22 protein-coding genes are annotated in these 21,519 nt (G+C 39.3%); all 22 read left to right on the forward strand.

What is annotated here, in order from left to right; all coding sequences use genetic code 11:
* Nucleotides 1–18: 18 nt before the first annotated feature.
* The 22 genes from pcrA (at nt 19) to FC32_RS05680 (ending at nt 21,461) form a co-directional block, all read left to right on the forward strand.
* Nucleotides 19–2,244 (forward strand): DNA helicase PcrA, encoded by a 2,226-nt coding sequence (gene pcrA / locus FC32_RS05570; RefSeq protein WP_025086507.1) that lies wholly within the window; start codon nt 19–21, stop codon nt 2,242–2,244.
* Nucleotides 2,245–2,264: 20 nt separating this feature from the next.
* Entirely contained in the window at nt 2,265–4,277 is a 2,013-nt protein-coding gene (gene ligA / locus FC32_RS05575) for an NAD-dependent DNA ligase LigA (RefSeq protein ID WP_025086508.1), read from the forward strand.
* 1 nt (nt 4,278) lies between these two features.
* Nucleotides 4,279–5,427, forward strand: a complete 1,149-nt coding sequence (locus FC32_RS05580) for a CamS family sex pheromone protein (RefSeq protein ID WP_025086509.1) — start codon at nt 4,279–4,281, stop codon at nt 5,425–5,427.
* Between the two features lie 75 nt (nt 5,428–5,502).
* Entirely contained in the window at nt 5,503–5,805 is a 303-nt protein-coding gene (gatC, locus tag FC32_RS05585; protein WP_025086510.1) for an Asp-tRNA(Asn)/Glu-tRNA(Gln) amidotransferase subunit GatC, read from the forward strand.
* A 3-nt stretch (nt 5,806–5,808) separates the two neighbouring features.
* On the forward strand, nt 5,809–7,272 hold the full coding sequence (gene gatA / locus FC32_RS05590) for an Asp-tRNA(Asn)/Glu-tRNA(Gln) amidotransferase subunit GatA (RefSeq protein ID WP_025086511.1): 1,464 nt from the start codon (nt 5,809–5,811) through the stop codon (nt 7,270–7,272).
* The gene (gatB, locus tag FC32_RS05595; protein WP_025086512.1) at nt 7,272–8,705 is read left to right on the forward strand and encodes an Asp-tRNA(Asn)/Glu-tRNA(Gln) amidotransferase subunit GatB; all 1,434 of its coding nucleotides are present in this window, start codon (nt 7,272–7,274) and stop codon (nt 8,703–8,705) included. Before gatA ends, gatB begins: the two co-directional genes overlap by 1 nt.
* 29 nt (nt 8,706–8,734) lie before the next feature.
* The gene (locus FC32_RS05600) at nt 8,735–9,754 is read left to right on the forward strand and encodes a diacylglycerol kinase (RefSeq protein WP_025086513.1); all 1,020 of its coding nucleotides are present in this window, start codon (nt 8,735–8,737) and stop codon (nt 9,752–9,754) included.
* A 119-nt stretch (nt 9,755–9,873) separates the two neighbouring features.
* Complete coding sequence (locus tag FC32_RS05605; protein WP_025086514.1) at nt 9,874–10,719, forward strand: aldo/keto reductase; 846 nt, start codon at nt 9,874–9,876, stop codon at nt 10,717–10,719.
* Nucleotides 10,720–10,737: 18 nt separating this feature from the next.
* Complete coding sequence (locus FC32_RS05610; RefSeq protein WP_025086515.1) at nt 10,738–11,196, forward strand: flavodoxin family protein; 459 nt, start codon at nt 10,738–10,740, stop codon at nt 11,194–11,196.
* Nucleotides 11,193–11,843 (forward strand): NAD(P)H-binding protein, encoded by a 651-nt coding sequence (locus tag FC32_RS05615; RefSeq protein ID WP_025086516.1) that lies wholly within the window; start codon nt 11,193–11,195, stop codon nt 11,841–11,843. The genes FC32_RS05610 and FC32_RS05615 overlap by 4 nt, the downstream gene beginning before the upstream one ends.
* 15 nt (nt 11,844–11,858) lie before the next feature.
* Nucleotides 11,859–12,896, forward strand: a complete 1,038-nt coding sequence (locus FC32_RS05620; protein WP_025086517.1) for a zinc-dependent alcohol dehydrogenase family protein — start codon at nt 11,859–11,861, stop codon at nt 12,894–12,896.
* Nucleotides 12,897–12,995: 99 nt separating this feature from the next.
* Nucleotides 12,996–14,318, forward strand: coding sequence for a replication-associated recombination protein A (locus FC32_RS05625; protein WP_025086518.1), 1,323 nt, complete (start codon nt 12,996–12,998; stop codon nt 14,316–14,318).
* A 97-nt stretch (nt 14,319–14,415) separates the two neighbouring features.
* Entirely contained in the window at nt 14,416–14,820 is a 405-nt protein-coding gene (locus FC32_RS05630) for a MarR family winged helix-turn-helix transcriptional regulator (RefSeq protein WP_025086519.1), read from the forward strand.
* A gap of 39 nt (nt 14,821–14,859) precedes the next feature.
* On the forward strand, nt 14,860–15,216 hold the full coding sequence (locus tag FC32_RS05635) for a pirin family protein (RefSeq protein WP_056957313.1): 357 nt from the start codon (nt 14,860–14,862) through the stop codon (nt 15,214–15,216).
* Entirely contained in the window at nt 15,188–15,574 is a 387-nt protein-coding gene (locus FC32_RS05640) for a pirin family protein (RefSeq protein ID WP_056957314.1), read from the forward strand. The genes FC32_RS05635 and FC32_RS05640 overlap by 29 nt, the downstream gene beginning before the upstream one ends.
* Nucleotides 15,575–15,660: 86 nt before the next feature.
* Entirely contained in the window at nt 15,661–16,200 is a 540-nt protein-coding gene (locus FC32_RS05645) for a hypothetical protein (protein WP_155891419.1), read from the forward strand.
* Between the two features lie 65 nt (nt 16,201–16,265).
* Entirely contained in the window at nt 16,266–16,835 is a 570-nt protein-coding gene (locus FC32_RS05650) for a hypothetical protein (protein ID WP_025086523.1), read from the forward strand.
* Nucleotides 16,832–18,208: a 23S rRNA (uracil(1939)-C(5))-methyltransferase RlmD gene (gene rlmD / locus FC32_RS05655; RefSeq protein ID WP_025086524.1), complete on the forward strand. Its 1,377-nt coding sequence runs from the start codon at nt 16,832–16,834 to the stop codon at nt 18,206–18,208. Before FC32_RS05650 ends, rlmD begins: the two co-directional genes overlap by 4 nt.
* Before the next feature lie 908 nt (nt 18,209–19,116).
* Nucleotides 19,117–19,503: a hypothetical protein gene (locus tag FC32_RS10860; protein ID WP_025086526.1), complete on the forward strand. Its 387-nt coding sequence runs from the start codon at nt 19,117–19,119 to the stop codon at nt 19,501–19,503.
* Nucleotides 19,504–19,624: 121 nt separating this feature from the next.
* Nucleotides 19,625–20,125, forward strand: coding sequence for a tetratricopeptide repeat protein (locus FC32_RS05670; protein ID WP_051533627.1), 501 nt, complete (start codon nt 19,625–19,627; stop codon nt 20,123–20,125).
* Nucleotides 20,126–20,494: 369 nt separating this feature from the next.
* Complete coding sequence (locus tag FC32_RS05675; RefSeq protein WP_025086527.1) at nt 20,495–21,214, forward strand: lantibiotic protection ABC transporter ATP-binding protein; 720 nt, start codon at nt 20,495–20,497, stop codon at nt 21,212–21,214.
* Entirely contained in the window at nt 21,198–21,461 is a 264-nt protein-coding gene (locus FC32_RS05680; protein ID WP_056957315.1) for an ABC-2 transporter permease, read from the forward strand. Before FC32_RS05675 ends, FC32_RS05680 begins: the two co-directional genes overlap by 17 nt.
* Nucleotides 21,462–21,519: the final 58 nt, after the last annotated feature.

Here is a 21,519-nt window from a genome sequence, read left to right on the forward strand (position 1 = left end):
AGAGGGGATTTGAAAATTTTGACAGCAAGAAACTTATTAGCCGGTATGAATGATAAGCAAGCAGAAGCTGTAACCTGCACGGAAGGCCCATTGTTGATCATGGCAGGAGCAGGGAGTGGTAAAACTCGTGTCTTGACGCATCGAGTTGCTTACCTGATCGAAGAAAAAAATGTAAATCCTTGGAATATTTTAGCCATTACCTTTACCAATAAAGCCGCACGTGAAATGCGCGAACGGATCGATCGTTTGATCCAAGAAGGGTCAAATGACATTTGGGTCTCGACCTTTCACGCTTTATGTGTTCGCATCTTGCGCCGTGATGCAGAAAAGATCGGTTATGACCGTAATTTCACGATTGCAAGTACTAGTGAACAACGAACATTAATGAAGCATATTTTGGCTGATAATTTAAACGTAGACATTAAAAAGTTTGATCCACGCTCTGTTTTAAGCGCGATCTCAAATGCAAAAAATGATTTAAAAACACCAGCTGAAGTCAAAAAAGATGCGGCTGATCCGTTTTCTTTAGTGGTCAGTGATGCCTACGAACTTTATCAAGAACAACTTCAAAATAACCAAGCTTTTGATTTTGATGATTTGATCATGCAAACGATCAGACTCTTCAAAGAATCACCCGAAACACTCGAATTTTATCAACGAAAATTCCATTATATCCATGTGGACGAATATCAAGATACTAACGAAGCGCAATACCAACTAGTGAGTCTTTTAGCGCAAACATATCGTAATTTGTGTGTAGTTGGGGATGCCGACCAAAGTATTTACGGCTGGCGTGGCGCTAACATGGAAAATATCATGAATTTTGAAGAAGACTACCCGGATGCAACGGTGATCAAGTTAGAGCAAAACTACCGCTCAACTAAAAATATTTTACAAGCAGCTAATGAAGTCATTGAAAATAATATTAACCGTAAGGCAAAGACTTTATGGACGCAAAATGATGCGGGTGAAAAGATCCATTATTACCGCGCTGATAATGCCAACGACGAAGCCTATCATGTGGTAAAACAGATCCAAACAAACATGCAAGAAAAACAACAAAAATATGGTGATTTTGCCGTCTTATATCGGACTAATGCGCAATCGCGTGTGATTGAAGAAACATTCGTGAAAGCAAATATTCCGTATAAATTAGTCGGAGCTCATCGTTTCTATGACCGCAAAGAAATTTTGGATATTTTAGCTTACTTACGTTTAGCCGCTAATCCTAATGACTCAATGAGTTTCGCGCGAGTCGTTAACGAACCAAAACGTGGAATCGGTGCTACTAGTCTCACTAAATTACAAAACTTTGCGGAAATGAATGGTCTATCTTTGATCGAGGCAGCCGAAAATGTTGTGATGACTGATGTAAGTGGCAAAGCTGCTAAACAATTAGAAAGTTTTGCTAAGTTGCTCCATCATTTTAACGAGTTAGAAAAGACAAAAAATATTACGGAATTGACCGAAATAATTTTAGATGAGACGGGCTATAAACAAAGTCTGCAAGCTAAAAATACTTTAGAAGACCAAAGTCGCTTAGAAAACTTGGAAGAATTTCTTTCGGTAACAAAACAATTTGATGAAAATTGGGAACCTGAGAAAGAAGATAGTGATCCGTTCGTTGACTTTTTAGCTGACTTAGCCTTAGTTTCTGATCAAGATAGCGTGGATGAAGATCCCGATGAAGTAACTTTAATGACGCTTCATGCGGCTAAAGGGTTAGAGTTTCCAACGGTCTTTTTGATGGGATTAGAGGAAGGAATTTTCCCCTTAGGCCGAGCTGTCATGGATGAAACTGAACTTGAAGAAGAACGGCGCTTGGCTTATGTAGGTATTACTCGAGCTGAAACTGAATTACACTTATCAAATGCAGTCTCACGGATGCTCTATGGACGCCGTCAAAGTAATCAGCCCTCACGTTTTCTTAGTGAGATCTCTGATGAATTATTACAAAGAGATAATGAAACTTTAGATGCTTATCAAGCAAAAAACACGGTCAAAGTACCTTTTGCTAAGAAAAATGTTTACCGTAAACCAGCGGGAACTGTTGAGAAAAATACCGGGACTGGTGCTGATAAAAAGCAATGGAATATCGGTGATAAAGTATCCCATAAAGCTTGGGGCACAGGGACAGTTGTCAAAGTTAGTGGTACGGGCGAAGACGTTGAGATCGATATTGCCTTTAGTGGTCAAGGAATCAAACGTCTTTTGGCAGCATTTGCCCCGATTACAAAGATTTAATTATCAAAGAAGGAAATACGATGGAACCTAAGGTGTTAGAAGAGGTGCAAGCAATCCGCGCCGAGCTAAATAAGTGGAGTCATGAATATTATGTATTAGATCGTCCGACCGTAGAAGATCATGTCTATGATGAAAAATATCGGCGCTTGGTAGAGTTAGAAAAACAATACCCTGAGCTTGTTACCGCTGATTCTCCAACTAAGCGGGTCGGCGGACAGATCTTAAGTGGCTTTGAAAAAGTTGAACATGAGATCCCTATGCTTTCATTGGGAGATGTTTTTTCAAAAGAAGAGTTAGCCGATTTTAAGGAAAAACTCGAAGAAAATGTGGGCGAAGAGCTCGTATATAATTGTGAATTAAAAATCGATGGGTTAGCGATTTCGTTAGTTTACGAAAAAGGGATCTTTGTCAAAGGATCGACTCGTGGAAATGGGACGATCGGTGAAGATATCACGGAAAACTTAAAAACTATCAAAGCGATCCCTTTGCGGTTAAGTGAGCCGATCGATGTTGAGGTGCGGGGCGAGTGTTACATGCCCAAAGAAGCTTTTTTAAAGTTAAACGAAACAAAAGAAGAGCAAGGGCAGACTGTTTTTGCTAACCCACGCAATGCAGCGGCTGGTTCTTTACGTCAATTAGACACTAGACAAACCGCCAAAAGAAATTTAAGTGTCTTCATGTATTATTTGATCGAACCGGAAAAATACGGGGTCAAAACCCAAAGTGAAGCACTTGCTAAGCTACAAAGTTGGGGTTTTAAAGTAAACCAAGAGGCCAAACGGGTCACTAAAATGGCTGAGATCGATCAGTACATTGATAAGTATCAACAAACACGGGCTGAGCTGGCATACGAGATCGATGGGATCGTGATCAAAGCTGATTCTTTTGCGATTCAAGCAAAGGTCGGAAATACCGTGAAAGTTCCGCGGTGGGCGATTGCTTATAAGTTTCCCCCTGATGAACAAGAAACGATCGTGCGCGAAATCGAATGGACAGTAGGGCGAACTGGGGTAGTTACTCCTACTGCAGTGATGGACCCAGTCGAATTAGCTGGCACCATGGTTGCACGGGCATCTTTGCATAACCCAGATTACTTGTTGCAAAAAGACATTCGCCTAGGTGATACGGTAAAATTGCACAAAGCCGGCGATATCATTCCAGAAATTTCAGAAGTAGTGTTAGCTAAGCGTCCTAAAGATAGTATTAGCTACGAAATACCAACGAACTGTCCTGAATGTGGGGCGAAGTTAGTTCATTTAGACGAAGAAGTAGCTTTACGTTGTATCAATCCACAATGTCCAGCGCTATTAAAGGAAAGTTTAACGCACTTTGCTTCACGAAATGCAATGAATATTGATGGCTTAGGTCCGCGGATCATTGAGCAACTTTTTGATAAACATTTGATCAAAGATGCGGCTGGACTTTATAATTTAACTTTTGATGAATTATTGACGTTAGACAAGTTTAAAGAAAAATCAGCAAATAATTTGCTAAATGCGATCGCAAAAAGTAAACAAAATTCGTTAGAACGGTTATTATTTGGGTTAGGGATCAGACATGTCGGTGCAAAAGCTGCGCGCTTATTAGCGGAGCATTTTAAGACGATCGATAATTTAAAACAGGCCGACGTAGCAGAGATCGTTGCGATTGATTCTTTAGGTGAAACGATCGCTGATGCGGTGGTCACTTACTTTAAAAATGAACAAGTTGACGTGCTCTTAACTGAACTTGCTCAAGCAGGGGTAAATTTAGAATTCTTGGGTAAGACAAGTGAAGAGATCGCACAAAAGATGGGCGATGATCCCTTAAATGGATTAACGGTCGTTTTGACTGGAAAACTTGATAAAATCAAACGTGCTGATGCTAAAAAACGACTCGAAGCTCATGGTGCTAAGGTAACTGGTAGTGTTTCGAAAAAAACAGATCTGTTAGTTGCTGGTCATGATGCGGGAAGTAAATTGACGAAAGCACAAGAGTTGGGGATCAAGATCATTGACGAGGAAGAATTTTTAAAGCAGACGGAGGAAATTTAGTGTGAAGAAAAAATATTTGGCATTGATTAGCTTATGTATGGGTTCTTTGTTCCTAACCGCTTGTGGGAATTTAAATAGTAGTTCAACATCTAGTACAACGACAACTACACAATCATCTTCAAGTGGGTACCAAACAACGGGACAATCAAGTGATTCTGAGTATCAAAGTGTTATTCAAAATGGATCATATTTAACGAGTAAAGCACGTGGGGTCGGGATCACCCAAAACTCCGAAAATATGCTGAACTTAAAGGCATTTGAAAGTGGCTTAACGACTTTATCAAAGACAGAATTTTCACCTAAAGATTATATTTTTAGAGAAGGTCAATTACTTTCTAAATCAACAGTTCAAAAATGGTTATCACGTAAATCATCTAGCAATCCAACGGGGCTAAACCCTAAGGATAATGGTGAAACTGATGCTGATAAGCGTAATCCGATCTACGTTCAACAAATCGAAGAACAAGATTATATGAAAGAAGAAAATGGTAAGTTAGTTTTAGCAGGGATCACGATCGGGATCGGGATGAACCGCAAAGATTACTACCAAAAAGAAGAATATGGGGCAACTTATACAACAACGATCTCTAAGGCTAAGATGATCGCTGAAGGTAAAAAAGCTGCTGCTGAAGTTTTGAAACGTGTGCGGAAATTGAAAGGTGCATCTGATATTCCGATCATGATCTGTATGTTTGAACAAGCACCAAATGATAGTTTAGTTGGTGGGACATTCTATGCCTACAACGTTTCTAAGAGTAGTACTTTAGGCACATGGAAGAGTACTAACTTACAATCTTCAGTGTTGCCAACAACGTCTGAAAGTACTGCGATCAACGATAACGATGAAAGTTCCTTTACATCATTTAAGAATAAGATCCAAAACTTCTTCCCAAATCTTGCTGGGGTAACTGCAACAACAAAATATAAGAACAAATCATTGCAAGAATTGCACGTTAAGATCACGACACAATTCTATAGTGAAACTGAAATCAGGAGCTTTACACAATATGTTGCGCAAGCAGCCAAGACCTATCTTCCTAGCGGGATCCCGATCGATATCACGATCAAAGGCTCAGACGGAGATATCCAAGCCTTTATTGCACGCGAATCAGATAGTAGTTCTTATTACACTCACGTTTTTGATGATTAGTGGTGAAATGATTATAAAAAATACCTGCGATCTATGCTAAAATGTTAGAGAGATACGCAAGAAAGAAGGATGAAGATGGCGATCAGCGCAAACGAAGTAAAACACGTTGCTAGTTTAGCTAAGCTAGATGTCAGTGATGCTGAATTAGAAAAATTTACTGGTCAAATGGACCAGATCATCAATATGGTACAACAGTTAAATGAAGTTGATACGACTGATGTCCCAGTTACAACAACGGTAACTGATGCTTTTGACGTAATGCGTGAAGATATTGCAGTCAAAGGAACAGACCGCGAATTATTGATGGAAAATGTGCCAGAACGAAAAGATGGCTTTATCAAAGTTCCAGCAATTATTGATGAAAGTGAGGAAGGCTAACCGATGGATTATTTCAAAAACGACTTGACTAGTTTACACGAAAGTCTGGTCAATAAAGAACTAAGCGCAGAAGAATTGACGAAAGAAACTTTTGCCAATATCAAAAAGCGCGACCAACAAATCGAAGCTTTCTTAGCTTTAAACGAAGAAAATGCTCTTGCTCAAGCTAAAGAACTCGATCAAAACGGAATTGATCGTGCTAATGTCTTAGCGGGGATCCCAATTGCAATCAAAGATAATATCGTAACTAAAGGTTTACGGACTACAGCAGCTAGCAAAATGTTGGAAAACTTTGATCCGATCTATGATGCTACTGTCATGGAGAAATTAGCTGCTGCGCAAATGATCAATGTTGGTAAAGTCAACATGGATGAATTTGCGATGGGTGGTTCAACGGAAAGTTCCGCCTTTAAGTTGACAAAAAATGCTTGGGATCAAACTAAAGTTCCCGGTGGTTCTTCGGGTGGTTCAGCTGCTGCAGTTGCCTCTGGTGAAGTTTTAGTAGCTTTAGGTTCAGATACGGGTGGCTCAATCCGCCAACCAGCTGCTTATAACGGGATCGTAGGGGTAAAACCAACTTATGGTCGGGTTTCACGTTATGGTTTGATTGCTTTTGCTTCAAGTTTAGATCAAATTGGACCTTTGACACGGACAGTTAAAGATAATGCCTATGTGTTAAATGCAATCAGTGGGCATGATAGTCGCGACTTTACTAGTTCAAGTAAAGAAGTACCTGACTTCACTAAAGGCCTTGATGGCGACATTAAAGGAATGCGCATCGCTGTACCAAAAGAATACTTTGATGAAGGGGTCGATGCTGACGTTAAAGCAGCGATCAAAGATGCGATCAAGACCTTTGAAAGCTTAGGCGCAACGGTGGATGAAGTTTCCTTGCCACACAGTAAATATGGTGTGCCAGTTTATTACATCATTGCTTCCTCTGAAGCTTCCTCGAACTTACAACGTTTTGACGGGATCCGTTATGGCTTTAGAGCACAAGATGTTAAGAATTTGGAAGATGTTTATGTCCGTTCTAGAACAGAAGGTTTTGGTGATGAAGTTAAGCGCCGGATCATGTTAGGGACATTCTCACTTTCAGCTGGGACTTATGATGCGTTCTTTAAGAAAGCTGCACAGGTAAGAACCTTGATCTGTCAAGATTTTGCTAATGTCTTTAAAGATTATGACTTGATCTTAGGACCAACAGCACCAACAACTGCATATGGAATCGGTGAAGAGATCGATGATCCGATCACAATGTATATGAACGATATTTTGACGATTCCAGTTAACTTAGCTGGTTTGCCAGGGATGTCCTTACCAGCAGGCTTCTCAAATGGTTTACCGATCGGGATGCAATTGATCGCGCCACAATTTAGAGAAGATACAATGTATAAAGCTGGTTATGCTTTTGAACAAGCAACAGACTTCCATAAACAAGTACCAACGATCGGAGGTCAAAACTAATGAACTTTGAAACAACAATTGGGCTTGAAGTCCACATCGAAATGAAGACCAATTCTAAGGCTTACTCGCCAGCACCTGTTATGTATGGGGCAGAGCCAAATACAAATACTAATGTGATCGACTGGGGATACCCAGGGGTTTTACCACAAGTTAATAAAGGTGCATTAGAATATGGGATGCGTGCTGCTTTAGCTCTTAACTGTGATATTACGCGTGATATTCATTTTGATCGTAAGAATTACTTCTATCCAGATAACCCTAAAGCTTACCAAATCACGCAAGCTCAAACACCGATCGGACGTAACGGTTGGCTTGAGATCGAATTAGAAGATGGAACTAAAAAACGGATCGGGATCGAAGAAATGCACGTGGAAGAAGATGCGGGTAAAAACACGCACAATCCAGATGGCTATTCTTACGTTGACCTTAACCGTCAAGGTACCCCATTGATCGAAATTGTTTCTAAGCCTGATATTGCTTCGCCTGAAGAAGCTTATGCTTATTTAACTCGGTTACGTCAAATCATTCAGTTTACTGGTGTTTCCGACGTGAAGATGGAAGAAGGTTCCATGCGTGCCGACGTTAATATTTCTGTTCGTCCAATTGGTTCCACTAAATTTGGGACAAAGACAGAAATGAAGAACTTAAACTCATTTGAACATGTTAAAAAAGGTTTGGAATTTGAAGCCAAACGGCAAGAAAAAGTCTTGATGTCTGGTGGTCAGATCCAACAAGAAACAAGACGTTTTGACGAACCAAGTGGTGAAACGATCTTGATGCGTGTCAAAGAAGGTAAGAGTGATTATCGTTATTTCCCAGAACCAGATATTCCACCGATCCACATTTCTGATGAATGGGTCAAGGAAGTTAAAGATTCCATTCCAGAAATGCCAGATGTGCGGCGTAAACGTTATGTTAACGACTGGGGGATTCCAGAATATGATGCTGGTGTCTTGACCCAAACAAAAGAAATGTCTGATTTCTACGAAGCAACCGTGGCAGCTGGTGCCGATGCAAAATTAGCAGCTAACTGGTTGATGGGTGAAGTTAGTGCTTACTTAAATGCCCAAAAAGTTGAATTAGGTGACACAGCTTTGACACCAGAACACTTAGCAACAATGATCAAATTGATCCAAGACGAAACGATCTCCTCTAAGATCGCGAAGAAAGTCTTTAAAGAGATCATTAAAAACGATACCGAACCAAAAGCTTGGGTCGAAGAAAAAGGCATGGTCCAATTATCTGACCCAGCTAAATTACAGCCTATCATTGACGAAGTTTTGGATAACAATGAACAATCAATTGAAGACTTTAAGAATGGTAAAGATCGTGCGGTCGGTTTCTTAGTTGGTAATATTATGAAGCAGACTCATGGTAAGGCTAATCCAAAAGTTGTTAACCAATTATTGATGGCCAGTTTAAAAGAAAGATAGCTTCAAGATAAGCTAAAGGGAGAAATTTTATGCAAAAACGTTGCCGTATTATTTATAATCCAACGTCAGGACGTGAAGCTTTAAAAAATGATCTTGTCGAGATTTTAAATATTTTAGAGCGTGCTGGCTATGAAACAAGTGCGTTTGCAACGACCCCTGAGCCCAATTCTGCCCGAAATGAAGCAACACGTGCTGCTGAAGCAGGTTTTAATTTGATCATTGCAGCCGGGGGCGATGGTACGATTAATGAAGTTGTTAATGGGATCGCACCTTTGAAACATCGTCCTAAATTGGGGATCATTCCTGCGGGAACGACTAATGATTATGCACGAGCATTAAAGATCCCCCGGGACAACCCGATTGCTGCAGCTAAAGTGATCGCAAAGGGCAACACGGTCAAAATGGATATCGGTAAAGCAAACGATAAATATTTTGTCAATATTGCTGCTGGTGGCTTGTTGAGCGAATTAACTTATTCAGTTCCATCAGAATTTAAAACACTGTTTGGCTACTTAGCCTACTTAGTTAAGGGAGCAGAATTATTACCACGTGTAAAACCGATCAACATGCACTTGGAATATGACCATGGTGTTTATGATGGCAAAGCTTCCATGTTTTTTGTCGCTTTGACTAACTCTGTCGGAGGTTTTGAACAAATTGTGCCAGATGCAAGTTTAGATGATGGTAAATTTACTTTGATCGTAGTTAAAACCAGTAATTTACTTGAAATGATGCGCTTGATCACGATGGTCTTAAATGGTGGTAAGCATATCAGTGATCCAAATATCTTATATGTGAAAACCTCTAAGTTAGTTGCAAAACCAGTTGATGAGAAGATGATGATCAATATTGATGGGGAATACGGTGGGGATGCCCCAATGAAATTCCAAAACTTAAAGCGTCATATTGAATTTTTCGCCAACACTAAAGATATTCCAGATAGTGCGATCACCGAGATCGGTGAAGATGCACTTGATGAAGCCAAGAAACATTTTGTTGATGGGGTACAAGAACTTGATGAGTCTGACAACATCAAATTAGATAAATAATGAAAAACTCGCTGTTTGATAGACGGCGAGTTTTTTTTTAGTTAAATTTATGCTTGCCTTATAGTTCACTTCAAGGTTTATAGTATTTCAATGTAAATGATTGCGAGGAGGAATTAATAATGCAAATTTTTGAACTTAATAATGGTATTAATATTCCGGCACTAGGTCTAGGAACATTTCAAATGTCGCCTGATCAAGCACAAAAAGCTGTTGTTGCAGCACTTGAAAGTGGCTATCGCTTGTTAGATACAGCTAATGCGTATTTAAATGAAAAAGCAGTTGGTCGTGGGATCAAAGAATCTAGCGTGGCTCGGCAAGATATCTTTTTGAGCTCCAAGCTTTGGCCCACAGTTTATCAAGATAAAACGGCAGTCGATAAAACTTTGCAACGTTTAGGGACCGATTATTTAGATTTATTGTTTTTACATCAACCTGCTGGTGATTTTATGGCAGGCTATCGGCAACTTGAGCAAGCTTATCGTGATGGCAAGATCAAAGCAATTGGGATCTCGAATTTTCATGGTGAAAAATTAACGCAATTATTGGAACAAGCAGAAATTAAACCACAGGTGATCCAAGTTGAGGCTCACCCATATTATCCACAAAAAGACGTTCGTGAAACTTTAATCCCATATGGAACACGGGTAATGGCTTGGTATCCATTGGGGCATGGTGATAAAAGCTTGTTGAATGAACCAATTTTTACTAAATTAGCGCAAAAATATGGTAAGAGTAATGCCCAAATAATTTTGCGGTGGCATGTACAAATGGGCTTTATCGTAATTCCAGGATCAACTAATCCCGCCCACATTAAGGATAATGCGGATATTTTTGATTTTGAGTTAACGGCTGATGAGATGGCAGAAATCGCTAAAATTGATCAAAATAAGCGTTACTACATTCCAAACGATGCTCGAGAAGAACAATATGCTCGCATGCAAATGGACTTTGAAGCCCAAAAATAAATTGAGAGAAGTTTTTTGATGACAAAAAAGATATTGATCACTTACTACTCTTGGTCCAATACGACCAAACAGGTTGCCAAAAATTTGGCACAAGCGTTAAATGCTGATCTTTTAGAGCTTAAGGTCAAAGATGATGTCTTTTCACCTGATATGTATGAGACTTCAGCGATCGCTAAAGCACAAATCAAGACTAAAAATTTTCCGGCATTGCTGACTAAACTCCCTGAAATATCACAGTATGAAACGATCTTAGTTGGGAGTCCAGTCTGGAGTGGCGCCCCAGCAACACCAATCTATAGCTTTTTAAAGCAAATTACTAATTTTAAAGGCAAACTTGCCACTTTTTATACTGATGTAGGTAGTGCTGGTGATTACAGCAAAATTTTTAAAACTTGGGCAGCACCATTAACAGTGGAAGCTGTGTATCCAAAAGAAAAAAATATTTTAACATGGGCAAAAGAGGTAATTCAAAAATGAAAAAAGTATTGATCATGGCGGCTAATGGCCAAATTTCACGTTTGATTGAAGACCGAGTCCTAAGCGAAAAAGCGTTTGATGAGGTTGAATTGACCTTGTTTTTACGTGATAAAAATCGTTTAGCAAGTTTAGCCAATAATGAGCGCGTGACTTTGATCGAAGGTAGTTTAGATAACTATGATGCTGTCAAAAATGCTATCAAGGGTCAAAATTTAGTTTTTGTTGGAGTCGTTGATCATACTGACGATAACCATCAAACTAAGTATGTGATCGAAGCAATGAAAGAAACAGGGGTCAAACGGGTCGTCTTTACCAATATTTTGGGAATTTATGATGAAGTCCCAGGCGAATTTGGACGGTGGAACAAGCAAATGGTTGCATCTGGCTTGGAATCGGCGAAAAATTCTGATAAGCTATTGGCAGAATCGGGATTAGCTTACACTACCTTGCGCTTACCATGGCTAAATGATCGTGAAATTGTTTATGAGATCACCCATAAAGATGAAACATACTTTGGGGTTTCGGGCTCACGGCGTAGCATTGCAGACGTGGTTTTGCGTATTATTGCAGATCCAAGTTTTCTAGTCAATGATAGTGTAGGTATCGCTGATCCTGCAACTGAAGGAAAAACGCGTCCAGTATACTAAGAAGGGGTAGATAAAATGAAGGCAGCAATTTTTGTAGAACCAGGAAAAATGGAAATCACAGAAACCGCTAAACCAACGCTACAAAAGCCGACTGATGCGATCATTAAAGTCGTACGTGCTTGTGTTTGTGGCTCTGATCTTTGGTGGTATCGTGGTATTTCTAAGCGTGAGAAAAATAGCTTTGTTGGTCATGAAGCGATCGGGATCGTCGAAGAAGTCGGCACAGATGTTACCAATGTTAAACTTGGTGACTTTGTGATCGTACCATTTACGCATGGTTGTGGTCATTGTGCAGCATGTAAGGCTGGTTTTGATGGCAATTGCTTGAATCAAGAATCTGGTGGCAATGGGGGGTATCAAGGTCAATATTTACGTTATACTAATGCTAATTGGGCCTTGGTCAAGATTCCAGGTCAACCAACAGATTACACCGATGAACAACTAAATTCCTTATTGGCACTTTCTGATGTAATGGCAACCGGTTATCACGCAGCCTTTACTGCTGAAGTTAAGGAAGGAGACACCGTAGTCGTGATCGGCGATGGTGCGGTTGGACTTTGCGGTGTGATTGGCGCTAAATTGCGTGGAGCTAAACGGATCATTAGTTTGAGCCACCATGAAGATCGAGCAAAATTAGCCCGTGAATTTGGAGCAACAGATATCGTGTCAGAGCGTGGTGATGAAGCGGTGCAAAGGGTGCTCGAATTGACGGATGGTGCTGGTGCCGATGCAGTTTTAGAATGTGTGGGGGCAACTTCAGCAATTGAGCAAGCCGGTCAAGTTGCCCGTCCCGGTGCGGTGATCGGGCGTGTGGGTGTGCCCCAAACCGAACCTAGTTCAAATCAACTTTTCTGGACAAATATTGGATTGCGTGGAGGAATGGCATCAGTTACGACTCATGACCGCGCAGTATTGTTAGACGCGGTCTTAAAAGGTGAAATAAATCCAGGTAAAGTCTTTACCAAACGCTTTACATTAGCCGAGATCCAAGCTGCCTATGAAGCAATGGACCAACGTGAAGCAATCAAATCATTACTCATCGTAAGTGAATAGTTAATAAAAACAGTTAGGGTAGACCTAGCTGTTTTTTGTTTGCGAACAAATGTTCGTGATGTTAAAATAATTCCATAAAATGAGGACGGGGCAGAAAAAATGAAACAAGGATCTATTTTTGAAGATAAAGCTCATGAACCTTTAGCAAGTAGGTTGCGCCCCCAAACTTTAGCGCAAGTTTATGGCCAACAGCACTTGCTCGCTAAAGGAAAGATCTTACGTGAATTGATAACCCAAGACAAGGTTTCGTCAATGATTTTATGGGGACCACCAGGTGTAGGTAAAACTACTTTAGCCCAAGTGATCGCTAAACACACCAAAGCCGGCTTTATTTCCTTTAGTGCGGTCACAAGTGGGATCAAAGAAATCAAAAAAATCATGCAAGAAGCTGAGGCCAATACTGCTTATGGTCAAAAAACTATCGTCTTTGTTGATGAGATCCATCGCTTTAATAAAGCCCAACAAGATGCTTTTTTACCATTTGTGGAAAATGGCAGTATCATTTTGATCGGTGCGACTACAGAAAATCCTTCGTTTGAGATAAATTCAGCGTTATTGTCACGCCTAAAAGTTTTTGTCTTACAGCAGCTTACCAAAGAAGATTTAACGGCACTCTTACAACATGCTTGCCAAGTAGGCTTTGCTAAAGCACTTGATGTTTCACCTGAATTATTGACTCAGATCGCAATTTTTAGTGATGGCGATGCACGGACGGCCTTAAACACTTTAGAGATGTTAGTTGATAACGGTGAAGTTGATACGACCGGGAAATTGACCGTAAATGCTGATCTTTTGCACCAAATTTTAGGTGAAAAGACGCTTAAATACGATAAAAATGGCGAAGATCATTATAATTTGATCTCAGCTTTGCATAAATCAATGCGCAATAGTGACGTAGATGCAGCTGTCTATTGGTTGAGTAGGATGTTAGCTGGAGGTGAAGATCCGCTTTATATTGCGCGCCGTTTGTTGCGCTTTGCGAGTGAAGATATTGGTCTAGCGGATAATAATGCCTTAAATTTAGCGGTTAATGTCTTTCAAACTTGTCAGTTTATCGGGATGCCCGAATGTAATGTGCATTTAACTCAAGCGGTGATCTATTTGGCACTTGCACCTAAGTCAAATGCAGTCTATCGGGCAACCACGAAAGTAACAAAAGATGTGAAAAACACCTTAAATGAACCGGTTCCGTTGCAGATCAGAAATGGGACGACTAAGTTGATGAAAGAATTAGGCTACGGCAAAGATTATCAGTTGGCACATTTTGTCCCAGATAAGTTGACGACGATGCAAACTATGCCGCCTAGTTTACAAGGGCATACTTACTATGAGCCGACTACACAAGGAAATGAAGCACGGATCAAAAAACGTTTGGAACAGATCAAAGCGTGGCATCGGATGCATGATAGTAACAATGATTGAGTACAGTTTCGAACTGTGCTTTTTTATTTGGGCTTGACAATTATTCAGTTTACACATAAACTTACAAATAGTAAGAGAAAGGAAATAAGGTGAACTGATGAATCGCGAAAGTTTATTATTTATGCGACTTACCCAAGTCCAACGGCAATTATTGAGTAATAGCACCGAAGTTTTAACGCAATTTGATTTGACCAATGCGCAGTATGATATTTTAAATCACTTAAATGGACACGATGGTTGTTCACAAAAGGAATTAGCACAGACACTACTTGTTACTAAAGGAAATATTACGCAGATCATCACTAAAATGGAGAAATTAGGCTTAGTCGCACGCAAACAGGAATGGAAAACCAAATACATTTTTTTGACTCCTACCGGAAAAGAGCTTTATCAAGCAGTTACTTCTAAACTAGAACAAAGTCATAAAGAAGCTTTAGCTGGATTAACTGGGGCAGAACAAAAACAACTATTGAAACTGTTAAAACAAATCTTGAAAGGATGAGACCAATGCAAATTTTTACTAAAGATCAAGCTGTCAACAATGGTAACCCTAGATTTTATTTTGCCAGGCCTAATAAATCAAGATTACACGGTAGAAGATTATGCTTTTGGACAAATTTCGTGGATCGATCCTGCTCACATCAAACGAGGAGTTTTAGTGCCAATGCATGAACACACCAATGATGAGATCATCAGTTATATGTTCAAAGGGCAAATGTTTCATGAAGATTCCGATGGTAATAGCGAAAATATTAGTCCGGGGCGCTTAATGTTAATGGGAGCCGGGAAGAGTTTTTGGCACCAAGAATCAACCCGGATGAAGAGGTTGAAATGCTACAGATCTTTATTCGCCCACGAAAAAAGATCTTGTGCTCCAAGTACAATTTTATCCCCGTGAAGTTAAACAAGATGGTAATTGGAACCAATTAGCTGGACCAGAAAATAGCGTTAGTCCGTTAACAATCAGACAAGCTGCGTATCTTTTTGACGCTCATTTTGCGAAAGAAACAAATGTTACGTTGCCCCAGATCGAAAGTTTTGAACCGTGGTTATATGTGATGGCAGGTAGCCTTGAAGTTGCTGGGCAAAAGTTGACTAAAGGCCAAGCAGTGACGGGAACAAAAGAAGAATTGGCGCAGTTAAAAGTTGAACCTGAAACATCACTTGTCTTATTCATGGCTGATCTAACCGCTGACATGACATATGCCGGAAAATTTAGTGGGATCAAGCGATTTGAATATGTCACCAAAAAATAGTAAGAGGCCTTAAGTTCGCAATTAAGCGGATTTAAGGGGCTTTTTTTGTAGGCTTGTCCCTGTTAGAATGGATAACGAGGTGGGATATGTTTTTCATAGTGATTTTGCTTGGAGCTGTATCGTATATGTGCTTACGAGCCTTTAAATTTGAACAAGTCAGTCGCTTAAATGCCGTTTCAGTCCCGTTTTATGCGATCGGGATGTTTTTATTTAAAGCGGTTTGGAGTGTTGAAGCGCTTATTACGATGGTGATTTTATTTGGCATTTCAAGTTTGATCGGCTGGTATCAGGCTAAAGATGCAATTATGCAAGATACTGCTAAATTTGATAAATATGGTCGCCCGATAAAGCTGATTCGGGCCGGAAATTCTTATATTATCGGCTGGTTTTTAGTTTTTATCGTGGGGATGGGGTTAGCAGCTTTAGCTGATCATGGCTTGAGTATTGCATATTTACTTGAAGAGTTTAGCGAAGATGTTTTTGGAAATTTGTTTGTGGTTGGAGACATAGCGACTAATAATACTTGGTATTTGTGGGAGATCTCAGGTGTTTCCAATTTAGCATATACATATTTTTTGGAAAGAAAATTTCCAACCTTGATCGATGCTTTTCGTAAACCAAGATAAGTGGTGGCAGTTAGCCACTTTTTTTGTGCACGTAAGCTTGGTAAAATGATTAATGAGGTGAAAGAATGCAGTTTTATATAATTTTGCTGATCGCGGTCATTTATATGTGTTCCAAAGCACTAAAATTTGAGAAAATCAGTCGCTTAGAAGCAGTTACTTTGCCGTTTTATGCGTTACTGATGTTTTTATTAAGTGTGACTTGGGATGCGCAAAATATTTTAGCGATGGTCGTCTTACTACTCCTTTCAGTGGGAATCGGGTGGTATCAAGCGATCGGAGCACAAGTTAAAGACACAGACAAATTTGACCGCCACGGACGTCCCGTAAAACTCCTAAAGAAAGGACGTCCGTATATTATTGGTTGGTTTTTAGTTTTCCTAGTCGGGATCGCAGTGGAAATTTTAGCCGGTGATTCACTTGGAACGCATGAGATTTTAAGTGAATTAGGCGATGAGATCGAACGTGATCTTTTTATTTTTAAATTTTTCAGTGGCGGTCATGCGTGGTATTTATGGGAAACGACCGCCCTTTCAAACTTAGCATTCATCTACTTTTTAGAGCAACGTTTTCCAAATTTACGTGATGCTTTTAAAAAAACAAAGAGTCAGAAATTGAAAAGAGGACATAACAAATGAAACGAAATTTACCAGTCACAAAAAATCAGAAATTAACAGCCACGATCATGGATCTGACTTATCAAGGAATGGGTGTTGCTAAAGTCGATGGCTATTCGCTTTTTTGTGATGATGCCTTACCGGGTGAAGAAGTAGTCTTACACGTATTAAAAACCGGCAAGAATTTTGGTTATGCTAAAGTAGTGGAACGCTTGACGACAAGCCCTGAACGTGTCACGGGTAAGGGAAAAGCCTATTCTCAAACTGGAATCGCACCCTTACAACATTTAGCTTACCCTGCACAATTAAAATTCAAGCAAAAATTGGTCAGTGATCTCTTGCAAAAGGCGCACTTGGATGCATTAGACGTAGCGCCTACGTTAGGGATGCAAGTACCATACGCTTATCGTAATAAGGCGCAAGTTCCTGTGCGTGAGATAAATGGTGAATTAAAAGCAGGTTTCTTTAAACGTGGAAGTCACAACTTTTTACCGCTAGATGACTTTTTGATCCAAGATAAACGCATCGATGAAGTTATTCAAGCAGTCTTGCAAATTTTGCAAAAATATCATATTACTGCGTATGATGAAGCAACCCATAGTGGGACTTTACGGCACATTATGGTTCGGCGTGGGCATTATTCAAATGAGGTCATGGTTGTTTTAGTTACGCGGACTAAGAAATTACCGCACAAAGATGAGATCGTAGCTGAGATCATTGCAAAATGTCCTGATGTGGTAAGTTTGCAACAAAATATCAATTCCAAGCAAACAAATGTGATCTTAGGGGATGAGACGCACGTTTTAGCGGGTAAAGAATACATTACCGATCAACTAAACGGGCTCAAATTTGAAATTTCAGCGAAGTCATTTTACCAAGTCAACCCGACTCAAACAGAAAAACTCTATCAAGAAGCGATCAAGCGTGCTGGTTTGACGGGCAAAGAAACCGTGATCGACGCTTATTGTGGGATCGGGACGATTTCGCTTTCAATGGCGAAACATGCTAAAAAGGTCTATGGTGTTGAGATCGTAGAAGCAGCAATCGCTGATGCCAAGAAGAATGCGGCGCTAAATAACTTAGATAACTTGGAATTTGAAGTCGGCAATGCCGAAGAATGGATGGCAACTTGGCAAGAACAAGGGATCAAACCCGATGTGATCATGGTCGATCCGCCACGCAAAGGTTTAACGCAAAGCTTGATTGAAAGTGCAACTAAGATGCAGCCAACAAAAATCGTTTATGTCAGCTGTAATCCAGCAACTTTAGTGCGCGATCTACAAAGTTTTATGGATCTAGGTTATAAGGTAACGCAACCGATCTTGCCAGTCGACCAATTTCCTCAAACTGCGCATGTTGAAACGGTGACGGTGCTGGAACGAAGCGAAAAGTAGCTATAAATGCCGGTATATCACATATAGAGATGATTTAAAGTGTACTTTTCCTGTCAAGATGATGGGAATTAGTGCATTTTTTATTTTTTTAACTGGTAAATCGAGGTCTCTATTTGATTATTTTCTGTAAAAAATGGTGAATTTTGAGTGAAGAACAGTTTTTATCGAGAATAAATGAACATTCAAAGTATAATAATGGAGCGAAGAAGGAGAGATTATTTGATGGCAAATAGGCAAGTTGAAATCGAGAATCAAGCTATGAAAAATATTCTGATATCAATGCGAAATTTAGGTGGAGTGGCGACTCGAAAAGAAATCAGATATTCGAGAAAATTCTACTAACTTTACTGAGGAGCAGATTGATGAAGAGCGACGGTCAAAAAAACTGGCAATTTTTATCGTCCTTTTCAGTGGAAGTTTAACTTTGCAATCAAGCATCTCATTTTAGCTGGTTTCATTGATGATCAAGAGGGGCACTATCAACTGATACTGACTAAGAAGGGGCGGACAGTTGAGATAGATGCGTTAGATCCAGAAAATGACGTTAGAGTAATTTCAGAACCACTGATGATCAAGAAAAAGGCAACACCAAAAATAGTACGACTTGAACAAGAAGAAATTGATAATAGTGAGAGTACAAATGAATTGTGGCGAAAGCAACTGCTAGATGCACTAAAGAATATGAAACCGCAGAAGTTTGAACTTTTTTGTCGTGGCTTGCTAAAAAAGATGGGAATTGAAGTGGATGATCAGATATTACTATGTTGAACCTGTGACCACTATCGTTTGAAGAAATTTTATTTTGAAAATGATTAGTGAAAAAACATTGGCGTAAAAATAGTGCTCAGTGGGTTCTAATAACTATTGTAGTACTTAATAGGTATTGTTTACGAAAGGAAAAAAGGGTAATGAAATTTATTCAATATAGTTTAGCGGGAAGGATTATTGAAGAAGCGGAGTTTAGTGGTGCTTCATTTGATGCGTATCCAATTGGGCAAAAGGTTCGGATTACTACATGTGACGAAAAAATATATGTCGGTTTTTGGGGTACTTTTATGGAAAAAAATCAAGTTCCACAAGAAATCACGCTTACGCACTATGAGTTAGATGAGAAAAATTTTGGCTCAACAAGTCCCGACAAAATTATTGTTCCACTAAAAAAGATTACTAAAATTGAAGCTATTTTGTATAGTAACCCTCGGTGGGGGGGACCACTTATAAATGATTTTTGCTTTAGCTCGGACTTTAAATTCAATCTTGACCCAGATTTATTAAAAAATTGGTTAAAAAAATAATATTCAAACTTTAGCTGAGTACAGTTGTTTATTATCGAATAATAGTTTTGGAAAAAATAATGGTTAAGTGGTAGGATGTTTTTGGAAAATAGATTTTTTTAAATCAAGGGGGAAATAATCAATGTTTGAAGATAATTTAAAACTTACTACAGCTGATTTTAATGCAATGAATGCGTTGGATGCTGATTATCTACTTGATAAGGGTGCCAATTTTTATAATTTGGGTGAATATGGGCAAGCGGTAGAGTATTATCGCTTAGCGGCAATGTTAGGCAATGTCCAAGCAATTGCTAATTTGGGGTATTGTTATCTGTACGGTAGGCAAATCAAGGCTAATCTTGATCTAGCTTTGGCGTACTTCAAAGTGGCGGCACAAAAGGAAAACATTGATGCAGCTTATAAGTTAGGCGATATTTATGGTAGTACTAAATGGGGCATTCAAGATGATGAATTATCAAACTATTATTATCGTCAAGCCGTTAACTTTATTTTAGGAAAAGATTCTGAAAAAGCAGAATTATTAGTTTGGCATCATGAGTTGCAAGAATATCCAAGTCTTTGTTTTGCCTTAGGGCGCCAAAAATCAAAAAATGGTAAGATGTTGACCAATTGCTCAAGTTAAGCAGTTGTTAGCTGATGCCCAATTTGATCCAGTTAGAGAAAAATATGATCAATTATTTGCTGAAGAATATTAAGGCAGAATTTTCTATGGAAGATTGATCAATTGCAAAAAATAGTTGATTGCTGAAGCTAGAGTGCGCAAGGTAGAAAATTTGTGGCTAGGTGCTTCAAAGATGGGGCGGCCGGTCTATTTGAAATATGGTTTTGAAGAAAGTGATGAGTGGCTCGAATTAAATGGGCTATAAAGTAATTGAATAATAATGAAAGTTTTAGGCAAAGATAAGAAAAATTTGTCTGAGACTTTTTTCTTGATAGAATCCTTAAATTTACCATTTAGACTGTAGTTGGAAAAAGAAAAGAGGGGATCTTTATGGAAAAATATTTGTTAGAGACTAAAGATTTAACCAAAAAATTTGGCAAACAAATCGCGGTTGATCAACTTTCTTTACGTGTTAAGCCTAATTCAGTGTACGGCTTGTTAGGACCTAATGGAGCTGGAAAATCAACCACTTTAAAGCTCTTAACAGGGATGCTACATCCAACGACTGGAGAAATTATTTTTGCAGGTCATCCTTGGAGTAGAGCCGATTTAGCACAGATCGGGGCCTTAATTGAAATGCCTCCACTTTATCACAATTTGACTGCTTGGGAAAATTTAAAAGTTAGAACTTTATTACTAGGCTTACCAGAAGAAAGGATCACTGAAGTCTTAAAAATTGTGGGACTCACTAACACTGGCAAGAAAAAGAGTGGGCAATTTTCTTTAGGAATGAAGCAACGTTTGGGAATAGCGCTAGCCTTGCTAAATGAGCCCAAATTATTGATTTTAGACGAACCAACTAATGGGCTTGATCCAGTTGGAATCCAAGAATTGCGTGATTTGATCAGATCATTTCCTAAACAGGGGATCACTGTCATCATCTCAAGTCATATTTTAACCGAAATAGAACACGTTGCTGATGAGATCGGAATCATCAATGCAGGTAAATTAGCGTATCAATCAGTGCTAGATCATAGTGTAGACCTTGAAGCACTCTTTATGGATGTTATTAAAAAGAAAGGTGGGGCAGAAAATGATCGCATATGTTAAGGCTGAAAATTTAAAACAACGGCGGACCTTTTTAAAAAAGCTCTTGTGGTTGGCTCCATTAATGTTAGTCTTACTTGCATTTGCTTTGATGCCAGCCTATTTTACGGTAAATGCTTATAACTGGTGGTATGTGATGTTACTTCCCGCTATGGTTGCCTTGATTCCTGCCATGATGCATCAAAAAGAAGCCCGTTACTTAAACTATCGTGCACTTTATCCGCTTATTTATGACAAGTTTAGGGGATAAGTTATGGTATTATTTGCTAAGCGCTTGGCCAGCTAGATTAGAAGCACTTTATGTTTTA

Source organism: Ligilactobacillus apodemi DSM 16634 = JCM 16172 (assembly GCF_001434405.1).
In the GTDB taxonomy this organism is placed as follows: domain Bacteria; phylum Bacillota; class Bacilli; order Lactobacillales; family Lactobacillaceae; genus Ligilactobacillus; species Ligilactobacillus apodemi.